The 16,328-nt window shown below is 63.2% G+C and carries 18 protein-coding genes; 9 read left to right on the top strand and 9 right to left on the bottom strand.

Translation table 11 applies throughout. The features are described 5' to 3' along the window. Window positions 1-2 precede the first annotated feature (2 nt). The 8 genes from Q4G14_RS03455 to Q4G14_RS03420 form a co-directional block, all read right to left on the bottom strand. Complete coding sequence (locus tag Q4G14_RS03455) at window positions 3-1,172, bottom strand: toxic anion resistance protein (RefSeq protein ID WP_303360332.1); 1,170 nt, start codon at window positions 1,170-1,172, stop codon at window positions 3-5. Window positions 1,173-1,330: 158 nt separating this feature from the next. Next, on the bottom strand, window positions 1,331-3,514 hold the full coding sequence (locus tag Q4G14_RS03450) for a 3-hydroxyacyl-CoA dehydrogenase NAD-binding domain-containing protein (RefSeq protein ID WP_303360331.1): 2,184 nt from the start codon (window positions 3,512-3,514) through the stop codon (window positions 1,331-1,333). Between the two features lie 12 nt (window positions 3,515-3,526). Continuing rightward, complete coding sequence (locus Q4G14_RS03445; RefSeq protein WP_303360330.1) at window positions 3,527-4,738, bottom strand: acetyl-CoA C-acetyltransferase; 1,212 nt, start codon at window positions 4,736-4,738, stop codon at window positions 3,527-3,529. Beyond that, complete coding sequence (locus Q4G14_RS03440) at window positions 4,735-5,235, bottom strand: hypothetical protein (RefSeq protein WP_303360329.1); 501 nt, start codon at window positions 5,233-5,235, stop codon at window positions 4,735-4,737. The genes Q4G14_RS03445 and Q4G14_RS03440 overlap by 4 nt, the downstream gene beginning before the upstream one ends. Before the next feature lie 326 nt (window positions 5,236-5,561). After that, complete coding sequence (locus tag Q4G14_RS03435; RefSeq protein ID WP_303360328.1) at window positions 5,562-6,191, bottom strand: hypothetical protein; 630 nt, start codon at window positions 6,189-6,191, stop codon at window positions 5,562-5,564. A gap of 10 nt (window positions 6,192-6,201) precedes the next feature. Further along, complete coding sequence (locus Q4G14_RS03430) at window positions 6,202-7,974, bottom strand: acyl-CoA dehydrogenase C-terminal domain-containing protein (protein WP_303360327.1); 1,773 nt, start codon at window positions 7,972-7,974, stop codon at window positions 6,202-6,204. A gap of 4 nt (window positions 7,975-7,978) precedes the next feature. Further along, window positions 7,979-8,368: a MerR family DNA-binding transcriptional regulator gene (locus Q4G14_RS03425; RefSeq protein ID WP_303360483.1), complete on the bottom strand. Its 390-nt coding sequence runs from the start codon at window positions 8,366-8,368 to the stop codon at window positions 7,979-7,981. A 109-nt stretch (window positions 8,369-8,477) separates the two neighbouring features. Then, window positions 8,478-8,867, bottom strand: coding sequence for a MerR family DNA-binding transcriptional regulator (locus Q4G14_RS03420; protein ID WP_303360326.1), 390 nt, complete (start codon window positions 8,865-8,867; stop codon window positions 8,478-8,480). 133 nt (window positions 8,868-9,000) lie between these two features. Between Q4G14_RS03420 and Q4G14_RS03415 the strand changes: the two genes are divergently transcribed. From Q4G14_RS03415 to Q4G14_RS03405, 3 genes are read left to right on the top strand one after another with little or no spacing between them, the layout of a single operon-like run. Beyond that, entirely contained in the window at window positions 9,001-9,441 is a 441-nt protein-coding gene (locus Q4G14_RS03415; protein ID WP_303360325.1) for a PaaI family thioesterase, read from the top strand. A gap of 1 nt (window position 9,442) precedes the next feature. After that, on the top strand, window positions 9,443-9,946 hold the full coding sequence (locus tag Q4G14_RS03410; RefSeq protein ID WP_303360324.1) for a PaaI family thioesterase: 504 nt from the start codon (window positions 9,443-9,445) through the stop codon (window positions 9,944-9,946). Continuing rightward, the gene (locus tag Q4G14_RS03405; protein ID WP_303360323.1) at window positions 9,939-11,267 is read left to right on the top strand and encodes an MATE family efflux transporter; all 1,329 of its coding nucleotides are present in this window, start codon (window positions 9,939-9,941) and stop codon (window positions 11,265-11,267) included. Before Q4G14_RS03410 ends, Q4G14_RS03405 begins: the two co-directional genes overlap by 8 nt. Window positions 11,268-11,418: 151 nt before the next feature. Here Q4G14_RS03405 and Q4G14_RS03400 read toward each other — a convergent pair whose 3' ends face one another. Beyond that, window positions 11,419-11,736: a DUF1476 domain-containing protein gene (locus Q4G14_RS03400; protein WP_303360322.1), complete on the bottom strand. Its 318-nt coding sequence runs from the start codon at window positions 11,734-11,736 to the stop codon at window positions 11,419-11,421. Between the two features lie 138 nt (window positions 11,737-11,874). Here Q4G14_RS03400 and purC point away from each other — a divergent pair, with 138 nt between their 5' ends. From purC to Q4G14_RS03370, 6 genes are all read left to right on the top strand, one after another. After that, the gene (gene purC / locus Q4G14_RS03395) at window positions 11,875-12,639 is read left to right on the top strand and encodes a phosphoribosylaminoimidazolesuccinocarboxamide synthase (protein ID WP_303360321.1); all 765 of its coding nucleotides are present in this window, start codon (window positions 11,875-11,877) and stop codon (window positions 12,637-12,639) included. Window positions 12,640-12,653: 14 nt separating this feature from the next. After that, window positions 12,654-12,893: a phosphoribosylformylglycinamidine synthase subunit PurS gene (gene purS / locus Q4G14_RS03390; RefSeq protein ID WP_303360320.1), complete on the top strand. Its 240-nt coding sequence runs from the start codon at window positions 12,654-12,656 to the stop codon at window positions 12,891-12,893. 124 nt (window positions 12,894-13,017) lie between these two features. Next, window positions 13,018-13,812 (top strand): ABC transporter ATP-binding protein, encoded by a 795-nt coding sequence (locus tag Q4G14_RS03385; protein WP_303360319.1) that lies wholly within the window; start codon window positions 13,018-13,020, stop codon window positions 13,810-13,812. A 20-nt stretch (window positions 13,813-13,832) separates the two neighbouring features. Next, window positions 13,833-14,564, top strand: coding sequence for a transporter substrate-binding domain-containing protein (locus tag Q4G14_RS03380; protein ID WP_303360318.1), 732 nt, complete (start codon window positions 13,833-13,835; stop codon window positions 14,562-14,564). 58 nt (window positions 14,565-14,622) lie between these two features. Then, on the top strand, window positions 14,623-15,504 hold the full coding sequence (locus tag Q4G14_RS03375; protein WP_303360317.1) for an ABC transporter permease: 882 nt from the start codon (window positions 14,623-14,625) through the stop codon (window positions 15,502-15,504). Further along, window positions 15,501-16,328: an ABC transporter permease gene (locus tag Q4G14_RS03370; protein ID WP_303360316.1), complete on the top strand. Its 828-nt coding sequence runs from the start codon at window positions 15,501-15,503 to the stop codon at window positions 16,326-16,328. The genes Q4G14_RS03375 and Q4G14_RS03370 overlap by 4 nt, the downstream gene beginning before the upstream one ends.

Genomic DNA, 16,328 nt, shown 5'->3' with positions numbered 1-16,328 from the left:
TATCAGCCCTGCGCGGGGGCGGTCTGACGGGCGCGGGCCGAGGCCAGCGTGTCGCGCAGCTCGCCCTCCATCTTTTGCAGCTCGGCCTCGGCGGCGACGCGGCGGGCCTTGCCTTCGTCGGCGATGCGCAGGCTGTCTTCGATGGTGGCGATCAGTTCGGCATTGGCGGTGCGCACCGATTCAATGTCGAACACGCCGCGTTCCATTTCGGTGCGGATCGCAGTGTTGGCCTGGCGCAGGTTTTCGGCATTGCGGGTCAGCAGCTCGTTGGTCAGATCGGTGGCCCCTTTGACGGCCCGCGCTGCCTCGGCACTGCGCTGGATGGTGACGGCCTGCGCAAGCTGGGTTTCCCACAGCGGCACGGTGTTCACCAGCGTGCTGTTGATCTTTGTCACCAGCGATTTGTCGTTTTCCTGCACCAGCCGGATCGAGGGCAGCGACTGCATCGTGACCTGACGGGTCAGTTTCAGGTCGTGGACACGGCGTTCCAGATCGTCGCGCACGCTGCGCAGATCGCGCAGTTCCTGCGCCTCCATCACCTGCTGATCCTCGCCTGCGGCCTTCAACTCGGCCTCTTTGGCGGGGATAATGGCGCTGTCCATCTCGCGCAGCTTTTCTTCGCCCGCGGCGATATACAGCGCCAGTTCGTCATAGAAGGCCAGCGTGCGGTCATACAGAACGTCCAGCGACTTGATGTCCACCAGCAGGCGCTGTTCGTGGGTTTCCAGATCGGTGGTGATGCGGTCGATCTGCCCCTGCACCTGTTCGTAATTCGCCACGAATTTGGCAAAGGGCGCGGCGCGGCCCAGCAGGCGTTCCCACCACGACCGTTCGCGACGCACGTCCAGTTCGCTGACGGAAAAGCCGCGGATCGTCGTCACGATATCGCGCAGCGATTCGCCCGCGGGGCCGATGTCCTTGTTCTTGACGTCGGCCAGCATCTTTTGGCTGATTTCCTGCAAGCCCGCCTGTGCGCGGCTGCCGAAATGCACGACCGAGCCGGTGTCGTGGATGTTGATTTCGTCCATCCGCTTGCGGATTTCATCGGCCACGGGCGGCGTGGCCTGCGTCAGCGGCACAACCTCGGCTGCGGGTTCGGGCAAGACAACGGCTGTGACTTGTTCGATTTCGTCCAGCGTAGCCTGAGCGCGAAGGCGGGTTTCCTCGGTCATCCTGTCATCCTTGTTACGGGCCTGTGGTGCGGCCATGAAACATCGCCCGCAGCATAGGCGGCTTTTGCGACGGATCAACGGGATAGCGGGATGAAAGTTCCATGGCAAAGGGCGCGGAACCATGTCCGCGCCCATATTTTCGTTAAAAGGCGGTCGTTTTAGGCTGCCTTGGCCTGCGGGCCAAAGCGGTCATAGAAACTGTCGCCCTTTTCCGCCATCTCGCGCAGCAGGGCCGGGGTTTCGAATCGCGCGCCGTGACGGGCGGCCAGACCATCGGCGATTTCCGCCGCCCGCGCCGCGCCCAGCATATCCAGCCAGCTGAACGGCCCGCCGGTCCAGGGGGCAAAGCCCCAGCCAAGGATCGCGCCGACATCGCCTTCGCGAATATCTTCCAGCACGCCATCTTGCAGCGCCCGCACCGCCTCCAGCGATTGGGCGAACATCAGGCGGTGCTGCACCTCGGTCAGTTCGGGCTGGTCGGTGGCCTGCGGCCATGCGGTATCAAGGCCAGACCACAGGGCCTGACGCTTGCCCGCCTCGTCATAGTCATAGAAACCGGCCTTGGCCTTGCGCCCCATCCGGCCCTGATCGGCCAGCTTGAAGATCACCGCATCCACCGCGTCATCGGGATAGGCATCGCCCATGGCCGCGCGGGTGGCCTTGGCGATCTTGACGCCCAGATCAATCGAGGTTTCATCCACCAGTTGCAGCGGCCCCAGCGGCATCCCCATCATCTTGGCGGCGTTTTCGATCAGCGTGGGGTTCACGCCCTCGCCCACCATGCGGATGCCTTCGTTGATATAGGGGATGATGCAGCGGTTGGCATAAAAGAACCGTGCGTCGTTGACCACGATGGGCGTCTTGCGGATCTGGCGCACGAAATCCAGCGCCTTGGCCACCGCGACATCGCCGGTCTGCTTGCCCTTGATGATCTCGACCAGCAGCATCTTGTCCACCGGGGAAAAGAAGTGGATGCCGATGAACTGATCCGGGCGGCTGGAAGCCTTGGCCAGATCGGAAATCGGCAGGGTCGAGGTGTTGGTGGCAAAGATCGCATCCGCCGGGATCACCGCCTCGGCCTTTTTCGTGACCTCGGCCTTGATGGCGGGGTCTTCGAACACGGCTTCCACGATCAGATCACAGCCCGCCAGCGCGGCGTAATCGGTGGTCGGCGTGATGCGGGCCAGCACCTCGGTCTTTTTGTCCTCGGTGGCCTTTTTGCGGCTGATCGCCTTGTCCAGCAGGCCGGTGGAATAGGCCTTGCCGCGCTCGGCCGCGTCTTGCGCCGCGTCGATCAGCACGACCTGAATGCCCGCCATGGCCGACACATAGGCAATGCCCGCGCCCATCATGCCCGCGCCCAGAATGCCGACCTTGCGCACCTTCTGGTCGGGCGCATCGGGGCGGTTCGCGCCTTTTTCCAGCGCCTCTTTGTTGATGAACAGGCTGCGGATCATCGCGCTGGCCGAGGGGTTCATCAGCACCTTGGTAAACCAGCGCGCCTCAACCCGCAGGGCGGTGTCGAAATTGACCTGCGCACCTTCGTAAACCGCGCTCAGCAGCGCCTTGGCCGCCGGATAGACGCCGTTGGTCTTGCCATGCACCATGGCAGACGCGCCGACGAATGTCATAAAGCCCGCCGGGTGATAGGGTTCGCCGCCGGGCATCTTGTAACCCTTGGCGTCCCACGGCTTGACCAGATCGGCATCCTTGGCGTTCAGCACCCAGTCACGGGCGGCGGCCAGCGGATCGTCCACCACCTCGTCGATGATCCCGGCGGCCTTGGCCTTTTTCGGGTCGGACAGCTTGCCTTCCAGCAGAAAGGGAGCCGCCCCCATCGCGCCCAGCTTGCGCACCAGCCGCGTCGTGCCGCCCGCGCCGGGGAAGATGCCGACCATGATTTCGGGCAGGCCGATTTTCGCCTTGGGGTTGTCGGCGGCAAAGATGCGATGCGTGGACAGCGGCAGTTCCAGCCCGATGCCAAGCGCGGTGCCGGGCAGGGCGGCGGCAATCGGCTTGCCGCCTTTCAGGGTTTTCGGGTCCATCCCCGCACGCTCGATTTTGCGCAGCACGCCGTGCAGGGTCATGATGCCGTCGAACACGGCCTGCGCCCCGCCCTCTTTCATCTGAGCGACCACGTTCAGGTCCATCCCGGCGGCGAAATCAGGCTTGCCGCTGGTGATGACGATGCCTTTCACAGCCTCATCGGCCAGCGCGCTGTCGATCAGGCTGTTCAGCGCCTGTGCGCCGTCCAGCGACAGCACGTTCATCGACTTGCCCTGAACGTCCCAGGTGATGATGGCAACGCCGTCGTCGCCGGTTTTCATGGTGAAATCGGTCATATCCGTTGCCCCTTATACACGTTCGATAATCGTCGCCGCGCCCATGCCCGACGCGATGCACAGCGTGGCCAGCCCGGTGGACAGGTCGTGGCGTTCCAGCTCGTCCAGCAGGGTGCCGATGATGATGGCACCTGTCGCGCCCAAGGGATGCCCCATGGCCATCGCGCCGCCATTGACGTTCACCTTGGCCGCATCCACGTCAAACGCCTGCATAAAACGCAGCACGACCGAGGCGAAGGCTTCGTTCACTTCGAACAGGTCGATGTCGCCAATGCTCATGCCGCTGTCGCGCAGGATCTTTTCGGTCACGGGGACCGGGCCGGTCAGCATGATCGTGGGATCGGTGCCGATCTTGGCGGTGGCGCGGATGCGGGCGCGAGGGCGCAGGCCATGCTTTTCGCCAAACGCCTTGTTCCCGATCAGCACAGCCGCCGCCCCGTCCACGATGCCCGAGGAATTGCCCGCGTGGTGGATATGGTTGATCTGCGCCAGATGCGGATATTTCAGCATCGCCACCTTGTCGAAACCGGGCATGATCTGCCCCATCTCGGCAAAGCTGGCCTTGAGTTTGGCCAGATCCTCGACCGTGGTGCCGGGGCGCATGTATTCGTCGCGGTCCAGAATGGTCAGGCCGTTCTGGTCGATCACCGGCACGATGGATTTGGCGAAACGGTTTTCCTCCCACGCCTTTGCCGCGCGGCGCTGCGATTCGACGGCCAGAGCGTCGGCCTGTTCGCGGGTAAAGCCGTATTCGGTGGCGATGATGTCGGCGCTGATCCCCTGCGGGACGAAGTAGGTCGGAAAGGTCAGGCTGGGGTCCACGGCAATCGCCGCGCCGTCGCTGCCCATGGGGACGCGGCTCATCATTTCCACGCCGCCGGCCAGATAGGCATCGCCCGCGCCGCCCCTGATCTGGTTGGCGGCCAGATTCACCGCCTCCATCCCCGAGGCGCAGAAACGGTTGATCGACAGGCCGGGGATGCTTTCGTCAAGGTCCGATGCCAGCACCGCCGAGCGCGCCAGACAGCCGCCCTGTTCCTTGACCTGCGTGACATTGCCCCAGATCACATCCTCGACCGCGTGGCCCGACAGGCCATTGCGTTCGGCCATGGCGTTCAGCAGCCGCGCCGACAAGGCGACCGAAGTGACTTCGTGCAAGGCCCCGTCAGGGCGACCCTTGCCGCGCGGAGTGCGGGCCGCGTCATAGATATAAGCGTCTGTCATGGTTCCTCCTGTGGCGGGTCGCACAGCATCGTGCTGTGCGGGGCAGGCATTCCTGCAAATTGTGGATAAAGGGTCAGAAAGTTGGCACGGTTCACGTCATCGCCAATGTCCAGAATCCGCCAGTTCCGGCCTTCATCAAAGGCGATGGCGGTGGTCTGGGTGGTGCAGGTGCCTTGCGCGCCGGTCACGACCGTCTGCATCGGCAACAGCGCATAGTCATCGCCCCCGGTGGCTTTGTGCCACTGTGCCGAATCGGGGTCCATTGGTGCGATTTCAATGCTGATGCGCAGCGGCTCGGGCGGCGGCGCGGCCATGTCCAGCAACAGTTCGGGCAAGCTCTGGCCCCTTTCAGCCGCCATCTGCTGCAACAGCCGTTGGGGCAGAAAGGGCAACAGCGGCGCGATGCCATCGGCGGGTTTTATACGGGCATAGTCGGCCAGCGCATGGGCCAGACCGTCGCAGTCCTGCGCCATGGCCGGTGCGGTCAGTTTTAACAAGATCAGACCAATCGCCAAGAGAGAGCGGGGGAATGCGTATTTAGACAAACAGGATGCCTGCACACGGTTTCTTAAGAATTGCGCGCTAAGGTCACAGATGCGGAACAGGCTGGCGAGCCGATGACCGTCAAACGGGAAGCCGCCCCGGTCAGCGGTGAGACATCCCATTCGGATCGGAAGGTCTGGGGGCCGGGGCGCACTTCCGCCGCTTCCTGTTTGTTTAAATACGCATATCGACGGCCAAGAAAACGCCGGTCGGGCGGATCGGGGCCGGGGCGTTGTCGCTGTGTGGTGCCAGCGGCGGTGCGATTTGGTCGTTCTGCCCATCACGCGTCACCTGCCGGATAGGGCAACGGGACGCCTCGGAACTGTGGATAGGCGCGGCGCAGGGCTTCATTCGTTTGCGCGCTGGTCAGGCGCAGGAAATACCATTGCCCGTCCTGATGAAAGGCAAGGGTGACGCCCTGCACCACGGTCGATGCCCCGCTGCCGCCGGGGCGACCAAAGGCGATCAGCGTAAGGGTGGGGATCAGCGCAAAGGGCGTGCCGTCATCCGTCGTGCCGATCCCGGCCCGGTCAACCCGCATCCGCCCGACCACCAGCACCCCCGGCACCGTATCGCCAAATGCCTGATCGCTGGCCTGAATCATCCGTGCAAGCGCACGCTCATTGTCTGCGGCCAGCGCATCGGCCATCCGCGGCGGGTGGAACTGTCGCAGGGCGGGCGGATTGCCCTGCATCAGCAACTGGTCATAGGCGAAGGCGCGGCGGGCCAGCGCCTGCCGCTCATCCCCTGGCAGCGGCGAAGCTGCGATGGGATACAGCGTCGTGCTGCGGATTGCCGGGCCGGGGACACAGGCCCCCAGCAACGCAACCGCCACAAGCGCCAGCACCACACGCCCGAACCGTCGCGGCGCGCGCGCGGCAGAGGGGGGGAGGGCTGGCGCAAGGCTCATCCAACCGGCCTCAGAACTGGTCGGCGTCCAGCGCCATGACCGGATCGGCACCGCTTTCGATCCGCGCCAGCAGGGTGCGGGTCATCGGCAATTGCCGCGCCATATAGTAACGCCCGGTCGCCAGCTTGGTGTTCATGAAATCGGCGTCCCCGGTGCCCGCGTCCAGTGCCGCCTGCGCCGCCACCGCCATGCGCGCCCACATCAGGCCAAGCGCCGTGTGGCCGAACAAGTGCATGAAGTCATACGACCCGGACAGTGCCGCGTTCGGGTTCTTCATCCCGTTCTGCATAAAGAACATCGTGGCGGCTTGCAGGTCCTTGGATGCGGCCTTCAGCGGTTCGATGAAATCGGCCGCCAGCGGCCCATCGCCGTTTTCCTTGCAGAAGGCTTTGACCATTTCAAAGAACGCCAAGACATGTTTGCCGCCATCAGTGGCCAGCTTGCGCCCCACCAGATCCAGCGCCTGCACGCCATTCGCACCTTCGTAAATCATCGTAATACGGGCGTCGCGGACGAACTGGCTCATCCCGTGTTCTTCGATATAACCGTGGCCGCCGTAAACCTGCTGCGCCAGAACGGCGGTATCAAAGCCCTTGTCGGTCAGGAAACCCTTGATGACCGGGGTCAGCAGGCCAACCAGACCATCGGCATCCGCATCGCCACTATGCGCCTTGTCAATCAGATGCGCCGCCCAGAAGGCCAACATCCGTGCGCCTTCAAGGAAGGATTTCTGATCCATCAGGCTGCGGCGGATGTCGGGGTGCACGATCAGCGGATCAGCCGGACCGGACGGGTTTTCAGCCCCCGTCACCGCGCGCCCTTGCAGGCGATCTTTGGCGTATTCAACGGCGTTCTGATAGGCGGCCACGGCGACGGCATAGCCTTGCAGGCCGACACCCAGACGCGCTTCGTTCATCATGGTGAACATGGCGCGCATCCCCTTGTGCAGATCGCCCAGCAGCCAGCCCTTGGCCGCGTCATAGTTCATCACGCAGGTCGAGTTGGCATGAATGCCCATCTTGTGTTCGATATTGCCGACGCTGACGCCGTTGCGCTCGCCCAGACTGCCATCCTCGTTCACCAGAAACTTGGGCACGATGAACAGGCTGATGCCGCGCGTGCCTTCGCCGCCGCCGGGGGCTTTGGCCAGCACCAGATGGATGACGTTTTCCGACAGGTCGTGATCGCCGGCCGAGATAAAGATTTTCTGCCCGGTAATCAGATAGCTGCCGTCATCCTGCGGTTCGGCGCGCGTGCGCAGCAGGCCCAGATCGGTGCCGCAATGCGGCTCGGTCAGGTTCATGGTGCCGGTCCAGTCGCAGGACACCATCTTGGGCAGATACATCGCCTTTTGTTCGGGCGTGCCGTGAGTGTGGATGGCGGAATAGGCGCCATGGGTCAGGCCCTGATACATGTTGAAGGCCATGTTGGCCGATACGAACATCTCGCCCGTGGCCAGACCCATGATATAGGGCATCCCCTGACCGCCATATTCGGGGTCGCAATCCAGCGCCGTCCAGCCGCCGTCCTTCATCGCCTGAAACGCGGCGTCAAAGCCCTCAGGCGTGCGCACCACGCCGTTTTCCAGCACGCAGCCCTGCTGGTCGCCGGTTGCGTTCAGCGGGGTCAGCACATCCTGCGCCAGCTTGCCGGCGGCATCCAGGACGGCTTCGGTAAAGTCGCGATCCAGATCGTCATAGCCGGGCAGACCGGCCTGCGACACGTTCAGCACATCGTGCAGGATGAATTGCATGTCGCGGGTAGGGGCGTGATAGATCGGCATGGGTTTATCCTGTTGTCTTGGGCATCGCGGCCAGCCGTGCTTCGGCGTCGGCAATCTGAGCCTTCAGCTCGTCTATGGCGCTTTCCAGTTCGATATATTGCTGCTGCATGTCGATCAGCCGCTGGCGCGCGACCGGAATCGTGGCGGCGATCTGGGTGTGGTTGGCGCCGGGTTCATACAGCGCCAGCAGTTGCGCGATCTGTTCCAGCGAAAAGCCGAACCGCTTGCCGCGCAGGATCAGCGTCAGCCGGGCGCGGTCGCGGCGGTCATACAAACGGTGCTGGCCGCGCCGTTCGGGGAAAATCAGTTCCCGCGCCTCGTAGAAACGCAGGGTGCGCGGCGTTACGTTGAACGCATCACACATCTGACGGATCGTCATCAATTCGTCTGTCATGACGGGGCCTTCCTCCACCCCGATGTTGATCGGGTCCATGAAATCAGATTGCGACAAGTTGACGTTCACGTAAAGAAGAACGCAGCGTCACGCCCTGCCGGTCGTATGTTCAGACCGCTGCGGTCGCCTGCGACAGCAATTCGCGGGTTTCGTCGCGCAGCGCGACCAGATCGGCGCGCGCCGATTGCAGATCGGCCATCTGCCGGTCGATCACGTCCAACTGGTCATCGGCCAGTTTCAGGAAGTGCTGGAACTGTTCCTTGGACCCTTTAAGCTGATAGATGTCCAGCCATTGCCGGATATCTTCCAGCGAAAATCCGAATTTGCGGCCACGCAGGATCAGGGTCATGCGCGCCACCTCTCGTGGGCCATAAAATCTTGATCTGCCGACTTTTTTCGGGTTCAGCAGTTCGATATATTCGTAATAGCGCAGCGTGCGGGGGGTCACGTCAAACCGCGCGCACATATCCTTGAAAGTGATGAGTTCGCTGTCCGGCATCTTTGCATCCCGTGCATGTCTCCGCAGGGATTCTAGCGCGACGCGGCGTCAACCTCAACCAACTGCGTCGGGAAACGGGCTTGAGATTGTGCCGTGGGCAGCGATAATTCGCTAACGTGATAACGAGGTGGCCATGACGACCCCGGCAGGACCAGATCAGGGCGCGCGGGTGCGCATTGCCCGAGAGTTTTTCGAATCCATCCCCCATGTGCAGGCGCTGGACATCCGTATCGACGATCTGGGGCAGGGGCGGGCGGTTATCTCGATGCCCTGGGCCGAACATCTGGTCGGCGATCCGCGCACCGGGGTGGTGCATGGCGGCGTCGTGTCGGCGCTGATGGATACCTGTTGCGGCGCGGCGGTCATGTGTCACCCCAACCAGCCGCAATCCACCGCGACCATCGACCTGCGCATCGACTATATGCGCCCGGCCGTTCCGGGGCAGAGGCTGACGGCGCGGGCCGAGTGTTACCACATGACCCGCAGCGTCGCCTTTGTCCGCGCCTTTGCGATGGATGACGATGCCGATAACCCCGTCGCGGCCGCGACGGGGGCCTTTACCGTGGGGCAATAGGATGGCGGATCGCAACGAACCTTTGGCGCAGATCAAATCGCGGCGCGACAGTGCCCTGGCCGGGCTGGTCGGCGGGGTGCCCTATGCGAACTGGCTGGGCATCCGTTTCGACCGGCGCGGGGATGAGCTGACCGCCGTTCTGCCCTTTGACCACAAGCTGATCGGCAACCCGCTGTTGCCCGCCATTCACGGCGGCGTCACGGCGGCGTTTCTGGAGGTGACGGCCATCATCGAACTGGCCTGGACCGCCATGTGGGAGGATCTGGAATCGGGCCGGATCGCCCCTGATGCCGCCGTGCCCGACAGCCTGCCGCGCCTGCCCAAGACCATCGACTTTACCGTGGATTACCTGCGATCCGGCCTGCCGCGCGACGCCTTTGCGCGGGCGCGGGTGGTGCGGTCGGGGCGGCGCTATGCCTCGGTTCATGTCGAGGCGTGGCAGGACAACCGCTCGCGCCTGTTTGCGCAGGCGACAGGGCATTTCCTGATGCGGCAGAGTGGCTGAGATCGTGCCGCCGCCATCGCCGCCGCAGCCGTTGACCCATCGGCGGGTGCTGGCCATTGCGCTGCCCATCGTGATTGCCAACATCACCGTGCCCTTGCTGGGGCTGGTCGATACCGGCGTGATCGGGCAGTTGGGGCAGGCGGCGCCCATCGGTGCGGTGGGTCTGGGTGCGGTGATTCTGAGCACGCTGTATTGGGTGTTCGGTTTTCTGCGCATGGGCACCACCGGCCTGATCGCGCAAAGCCATGGCGCGGGCGACCGGGCCGAAACCGGCGCGCATCTGGCACGGGCGCTGGCCATCGGGCTGGGCGCGGGGCTGGTGTTTATCCTGTTGCAGATACCGCTGTTCTGGGCCGCTTTTCGTATCGCCCCCGCCCCGCCCGAGGTCGAGGCCCTTGCGCGCGACTATCTGGCGATCCGCATCTGGGGCGCGCCCGCGACCATCGCGCTGTATGCGATCACCGGCTGGCTGATCGCGGTTGAGCGGACGCGGGCGGTGCTGGCGCTGCAACTGGTGCAGAACGGGCTGAACGTGGCGCTGGATCTGTGGTTCGTGCTGGGGCTTGGCTATGGCGTCGGCGGGGTGGCCGCGGCCACGCTGATCGCAGAGTGGTCGGGGCTGCTGCTGGGGCTGTGGCTGGCCCGCCCGGTGCTGCGCCGCGTTGTGGTGCGCGGGCTGTTCGCGGCCGAGAGCATGGCGCGGCTGATGCAGGTGAACGGGAACATCATGGTCCGCTCGGTTCTGCTGCAATTCAGCTTTACCAGCTTTATGTTCCTGTCAGCCGGGCAGGGCGAGGTGGCGCTGGCGGCCAATCAGGTGCTGTTGCAGTTTCTGGCTATCACCGCCTATGCGCTGGACGGCTTTGCCTTTGCCGCCGAAAGCCTTGTCGGGCAGGCGGTCGGGGCGCGGCAGCCGGGGCGGGTGCGTCGCGCGTCGCAGATGACGGCGCAATGGGGCTTTGGCGGGGCGCTGATGCTGGGCGCGGTGTTTCTGCTGGCCGGGCCGTGGATCATCGACCTGCTGACCACTGCGCCCGATGTGCGGCAGTCGGCGCGGGCGTTTCTGCCATGGCTGGCGATTGCGCCGCTGATCGGTGTGGGCAGCTGGATGCTGGACGGCATCTTTATCGGTGCCACCCTGACGCGCGAGATGCGGGCGGCGATGGTGCAGTCGGTGGCGGTTTATGTGCCGGCGCTGATCCTGCTGCCTGCGGCATTCGGCAATCACGGGCTGTGGGCGGCGCTGATGGTGCTGAACCTGACGCGGGCGCTGGCCATGGCGCGCTATTACCCCCGCGCCGAGGCGGCGGCTGGCCTGTAACCACCGGCCTTGGTCTGGCTGGCGGGGGCGTGCCCAAAGGTGCGTATTTGGGCAAACAGGAAGCGCGTCTGGTTTTCAGAAATCGGTCGGCAAAGGCCCTGGGGCCGTTGCCGGGTTGTCTGTGGTTTGCCGGGTGATCCGGTGTGTCGGATTATTCCGATTCTGCCGCGACCTGCTGGCGGGCTGTATCCATCAGATCCTGCATTTTCGTGCGGATCGTGCGTTCGTCTGCCTTGCCGTCCAGATCGGCGGCCAGTTTGCGGTAAACGTCTTCGTCGCCCGGTTCTTCGAAATCGGCGGTCACGACGGTCATGGCATAGGTCTGTGCCTCGTCGCCGGTTTTGCCCAGCAGTTCGGCGGCCCATTCGCCCAGCAGGCGGTTGCGCCGCGCCTCTGCCTTGAAGCGCAGGTTGGCGTCATGCGCGAATTTGGTTTCATAGGCGCGTTCGCGGTCGTCGAAAGTGGTCATTGCCCTTCCCCTCGGCAGATTACACTGAGTTGATGCAGATATGCCCGCGCGGGGACGGTGCCGCAACCCCGTATTGCCCCCTTTCGCCGCATCTGCGATAAGCCGCAGGAACAGCACGGTCGAAAGGACGGGCGGCCAATGGCACCTCGGCGCAAGAAAATCTACGAAGGCAAGGCGAAAATTCTGTATGAAGGCCCGGAACCCGGCACCCTTGTGCAATATTTCAAGGATGATGCCACCGCCTTCAATGCCCAGAAAAAGGCCGTGATCGAGGGCAAGGGGGTGCTGAACAACCGCCTGTCGGAATATTTCATGCAGGGGCTGACGAATATCGGCATCCCCAACCACTTTATCCGCCGCATCAACATGCGTGAACAGCTGATCCGTCAGGTCGAGATCATCCCGCTTGAGGTGATCGTGCGCAATTTCGCCGCCGGCTCGATCGCGAAACGGCTGGGTATCGAGGAAGGCACGCCGCTGCCCCGGCCCATCGTGGAATACAGTTTCAAGAACGACGAACTGGGCGATCCGTTCGTGTCGGAAGAATACATCATCGCCTTTGGCTGGGCCGGGCAGCAGGATCTGGACGACATCGTATCGCTGGCGCTGCGGGTCAACGATTTCCTGTCGGGCGTGTTCTATGGCGTCGGTATCAAGCTGATCGACTTCAAGATCGAGGTCGGGCGCATCTGGGACGGCGATTTCATGCGCCTGATCGTCGCCGATGAAATCAGCCCCGATTCCTGCCGGCTGTGGGATGTGAAAACCAACCAAAAGCTGGACAAGGACGTGTTCCGCCGCGATCTGGGCAATCTGACCGATGCCTATACCGAGGTGGCGCGCCGTCTGGGTCTGATGCCCGCGAATGGCGCGGGGCTGACCAAACCGACGCTGATTAACTGAAAGGACGCCCCGCGATGAAAGCCCGCGTGACCATCATGTTGAAAGACGGCGTTCTTGACCCCCAGGGCGAGGCGATCCGCCATGCGCTGGCCGGTCTGGGCCACAAGGGCGTCAGCGGCGTCCGGCAGGGCAAGGTCATCGAACTGGACCTGACCGCCACCGATCCCGCCGCTGCCGAAACCGAGGTCGCCCGCATGTGCGAAAGCCTGCTGGCGAATACGGTGATCGAACGCTACCGGGTCGAGATTCTCTGACTGCCCGTCCTGCCAGCGGGGGCGGCATCGGTGCCGGGTCTGGCGGCAATTGCTGAAAATGCCGCCAGTGCGCCGTCAGGAAACCGTTGCAATCAAAATCCAAATGCCGCCACATGGCGACACGATGGATATGAATGCTGACGCCCTTTCCGATTCTCCGGTCATTGAAATCCGGGATCTTCATAAATCCTATGGCCCGCTTGAGGTAATCAAGGGGGTTTCCCTGACTGCGCGCCGGGGGCAGGTCATCAGCCTGATCGGGTCGTCCGGCTCGGGCAAATCGACCTTGCTGCGCTGTTGCAATCTGCTTGAGCTAAGCCAGCAGGGCGACATCCTGTTCAAGGGCGATGCGGTGCGCTGGCGCGGTCAGGGCGGGGATCGCACGCCTGCCGACCGTGCGCAGGTGACGCGGCTGCGCACCAATCTGTCGATGGTGTTTCAGCAGTTCAATCTGTGGTCGCACATGACCATCCTGCAAAACGTGATGGAAGCGCCTGTCACCGTGCTGCGCCAGAACCCGGCCGAGGTCGAACCGCGCGCCCGCGCCTTGCTGGCCAAGGTCGGGATCGGCGACAAGGCCGGGGCATGGCCCGCGCAACTGTCGGGCGGCCAGCAACAGCGTGCCGCCATTGCCCGCGCGTTGTGCATGCAGCCCGATGCGCTGTTGCTGGACGAACCGACCAGCGCGCTGGACCCGGAATTGCAGCAAGAGGTGGTCAAGGTCATCAAGGATCTGGCCGCCGAACATCGCACCATGATTCTTGTCACCCATGACATGCGGCTGGCGGCCGATGTGTCGGATCATGTCGTGTTTCTGCATCAGGGCCTGATCGAAGAACAAGGCCCGCCCGGCCAGCTTTTCGGCGCACCGCAATCGGAACGGCTGCGCCAGTTTCTCAGCGCCACCATGGTGGCCTGATCCCAACAGGAGAGTGAAAAATGAAAAAACTGATGTTTGCAGCCGCCGCACTGGCGCTGACCGCCGGGGGGGCGATGGCGCAGGATGTGGTTCGTATGGGCACCGAGGGCGCCTATCCCCCCTATAACTTCGTCAATGATGCCGGGCAGGTGGACGGGTTCGAGGTCGAACTGGGCAACGAGCTGTGCAAACGCGCCGAGCTGAACTGCACCTGGGTTCGCAACGACTGGGATTCGATCATTCCGAACCTCGTCTCGGGCAATTATGACACGATCATGGCCGGGATGAACATTTCGGACGAACGCGAACAGGTCATCGCCTTTTCCGAACCCTATACTCCGCCGCCTCCGTCCGCCTATGCCGCGCTGACCGCCGATGCGGATATGGGCGGGATCGTCGCGGCGCAGACCAATACCATTCAGGCGGGCTATGTCGCCGAAAGCGGTGCGACGCTGCTGGAATATGCCACGGGCGATGAAACCATCGCCGCCGTCCGCAACGGCGAGGCTGATGCCGTGTTCGCCGACAAGGACTTTCTGGCCCCCTTCGTGAACGAATCCGGCGGGCAACTGGTCTGGGTCGCAGAAGGGGAAACGGTTGTCGTGGGCAAGGGCATCGCCATCGGGATGCGCAAATCCGACACCGAGCTGAAGGCGAAATTCGACGCCGCCATCGAAACGATGAAGGCCGACGGCACGCTGAACGCGATGATTACCAAATGGTTCGGCGAAGCCGCCGGAACTTTTGAATAATCGCGCCATGGGCTGATCGCACCGCCCGGCCTGAACCGGGCGGTGTCTGCGGGGACATATGTTTCAATACTGCGCCGATCCGAAATCGCTGGATGGTCTGGTCTGGCTGTCGTGCTACCTGACTTCGGGCAAGCATCTGCTGTTCTATGCCAGCTTTGGCACGGTGCTGTTGCTGCTGGCGATCACGGCGCCGGTGGCGCTGCTGTTCGGGTTTGGGGGCGCGATGGCCAGCCGTTCAGGCTTTGCGCCGCTGCGCTGGTTCGGGCGGATCTATACCTCGATGGTGCGGGGTATCCCTGACATTGTGTTCTTTCTGTTCGTGCCGATCGCGCTGGATCAGGGCATCGAATATGTGAAAAGCCGGTTTTACTGCGATCCGTCGATCCCGGTGCGGCAGGGCAACGAATTTCTGGTCTGCGCCGCCGCCAAGGTGCCGCTGTCCAGTGCCGCCGACTGGGTGCATCAGGCGTATGGCCTGCTGCTGGCGATCATTGCCTTTTCGGTGGTGTTCGGCGCTTTTGCCGCGAATGTGCTGTATGGCGCGATGCAGGCGGTGCCGCGCGCGCAACTGGAAACCGCCGAAGCCTATGGCATGAGCCAGCGTCAGGTCACGCGCCGCATTCTGGTGCCGCAGATGTGGACCTATGCCATCCCCGGCCTGTCGAACCTGTGGATGATTCTCATCAAGGCCACGCCCTTGCTGTTCCTGCTGGGGGTCGAGGACATTGTATATTGGGCGCGTGATCTGGGCGGGGTGAAAACCAGCGCCTTTGCCTATCCGCACCCCGACTGGCGGCTGTATTATTTTCTGGCGATTCTGGTGTTCTATCTGCTGATGACCTGGGTGTCAGAGCGGGTCATCACCAGCCTGAACCGCCGCCTGTCCACCGGGCAGGCCACGATGGCGGGCGAAGCGATGCGCAAGGGGGCCGCGGCATGAGCAGTTGCACCCAGACCATCACCGATTATGCCCTGCGGTCCATCGGTATGGGCGAACGGTTGTTGCCCCGCGCTGACATTGATCTGTGTCAGCAGGTCGTGCTGATCGGGTCGGGGCTGATCTGGAACGTCTATTTCGCCTTTTTCGCGCTGCTGACCGGCTTTTTTCTGGCCAATGTCATCGCCTTGGCCAAGGCCAGCACCAGCCCGTGGCTGCGTGCCCCGGCCGAGGGCTTTATCTTTCTGTTCCGTGGCAGCCCGCTATTCATCCAGTTCTTTCTGGCCTATGAGGCGCTGGTTCTGTTGCCTCGCGCCGGAATTGATCTGTTCGGGATCACCGTTCAGACCAGTTGGATGACCAAGGCATGGGCCGGGGCGCTGATCGTGCTGATCCTGAACACCACCGCCTATTCCGCGCAGATCTTTCACGGCGCGCTGATGTCGGTGCCCAAGGGCGACATCGAGGCGGCGGATGCCTATGGCATGTCCGGCTGGACGAAATTCCGCCGCGTGCTGTGGCCGACGATGATGCGGCTGGCGTGGCCCTCTTACACGAACGAGGCGATCTTTCTGTTTCACGCCACGACGCTGGTGTTCTTTTCCGGCTTTCCGGCGTTTCAGCAACAGGGCGATGCGCTGTATTATGCGCGCTATTTCGCGGAACGCACCTTCAACCCCTTTGTCGCCTATCCGATTGTGGCGGCTTATTTCATCTTGCTGACTCTGCTGCTGATTTCGCTGTTCGGGCTGGTCAACCGGCGTCTGAACCGGCATCTTCCGGGGGCAGCACGGCGGATCAGATACCGCCCGCAACTGATAAGGTAA

This window comes from Paracoccus sp. (in: a-proteobacteria) (assembly GCF_030538755.1).
Classification (GTDB): Bacteria; Pseudomonadota; Alphaproteobacteria; order Rhodobacterales; family Rhodobacteraceae; genus Paracoccus.
This window is presented reverse-complemented; position numbering and strand designations above follow the sequence as displayed.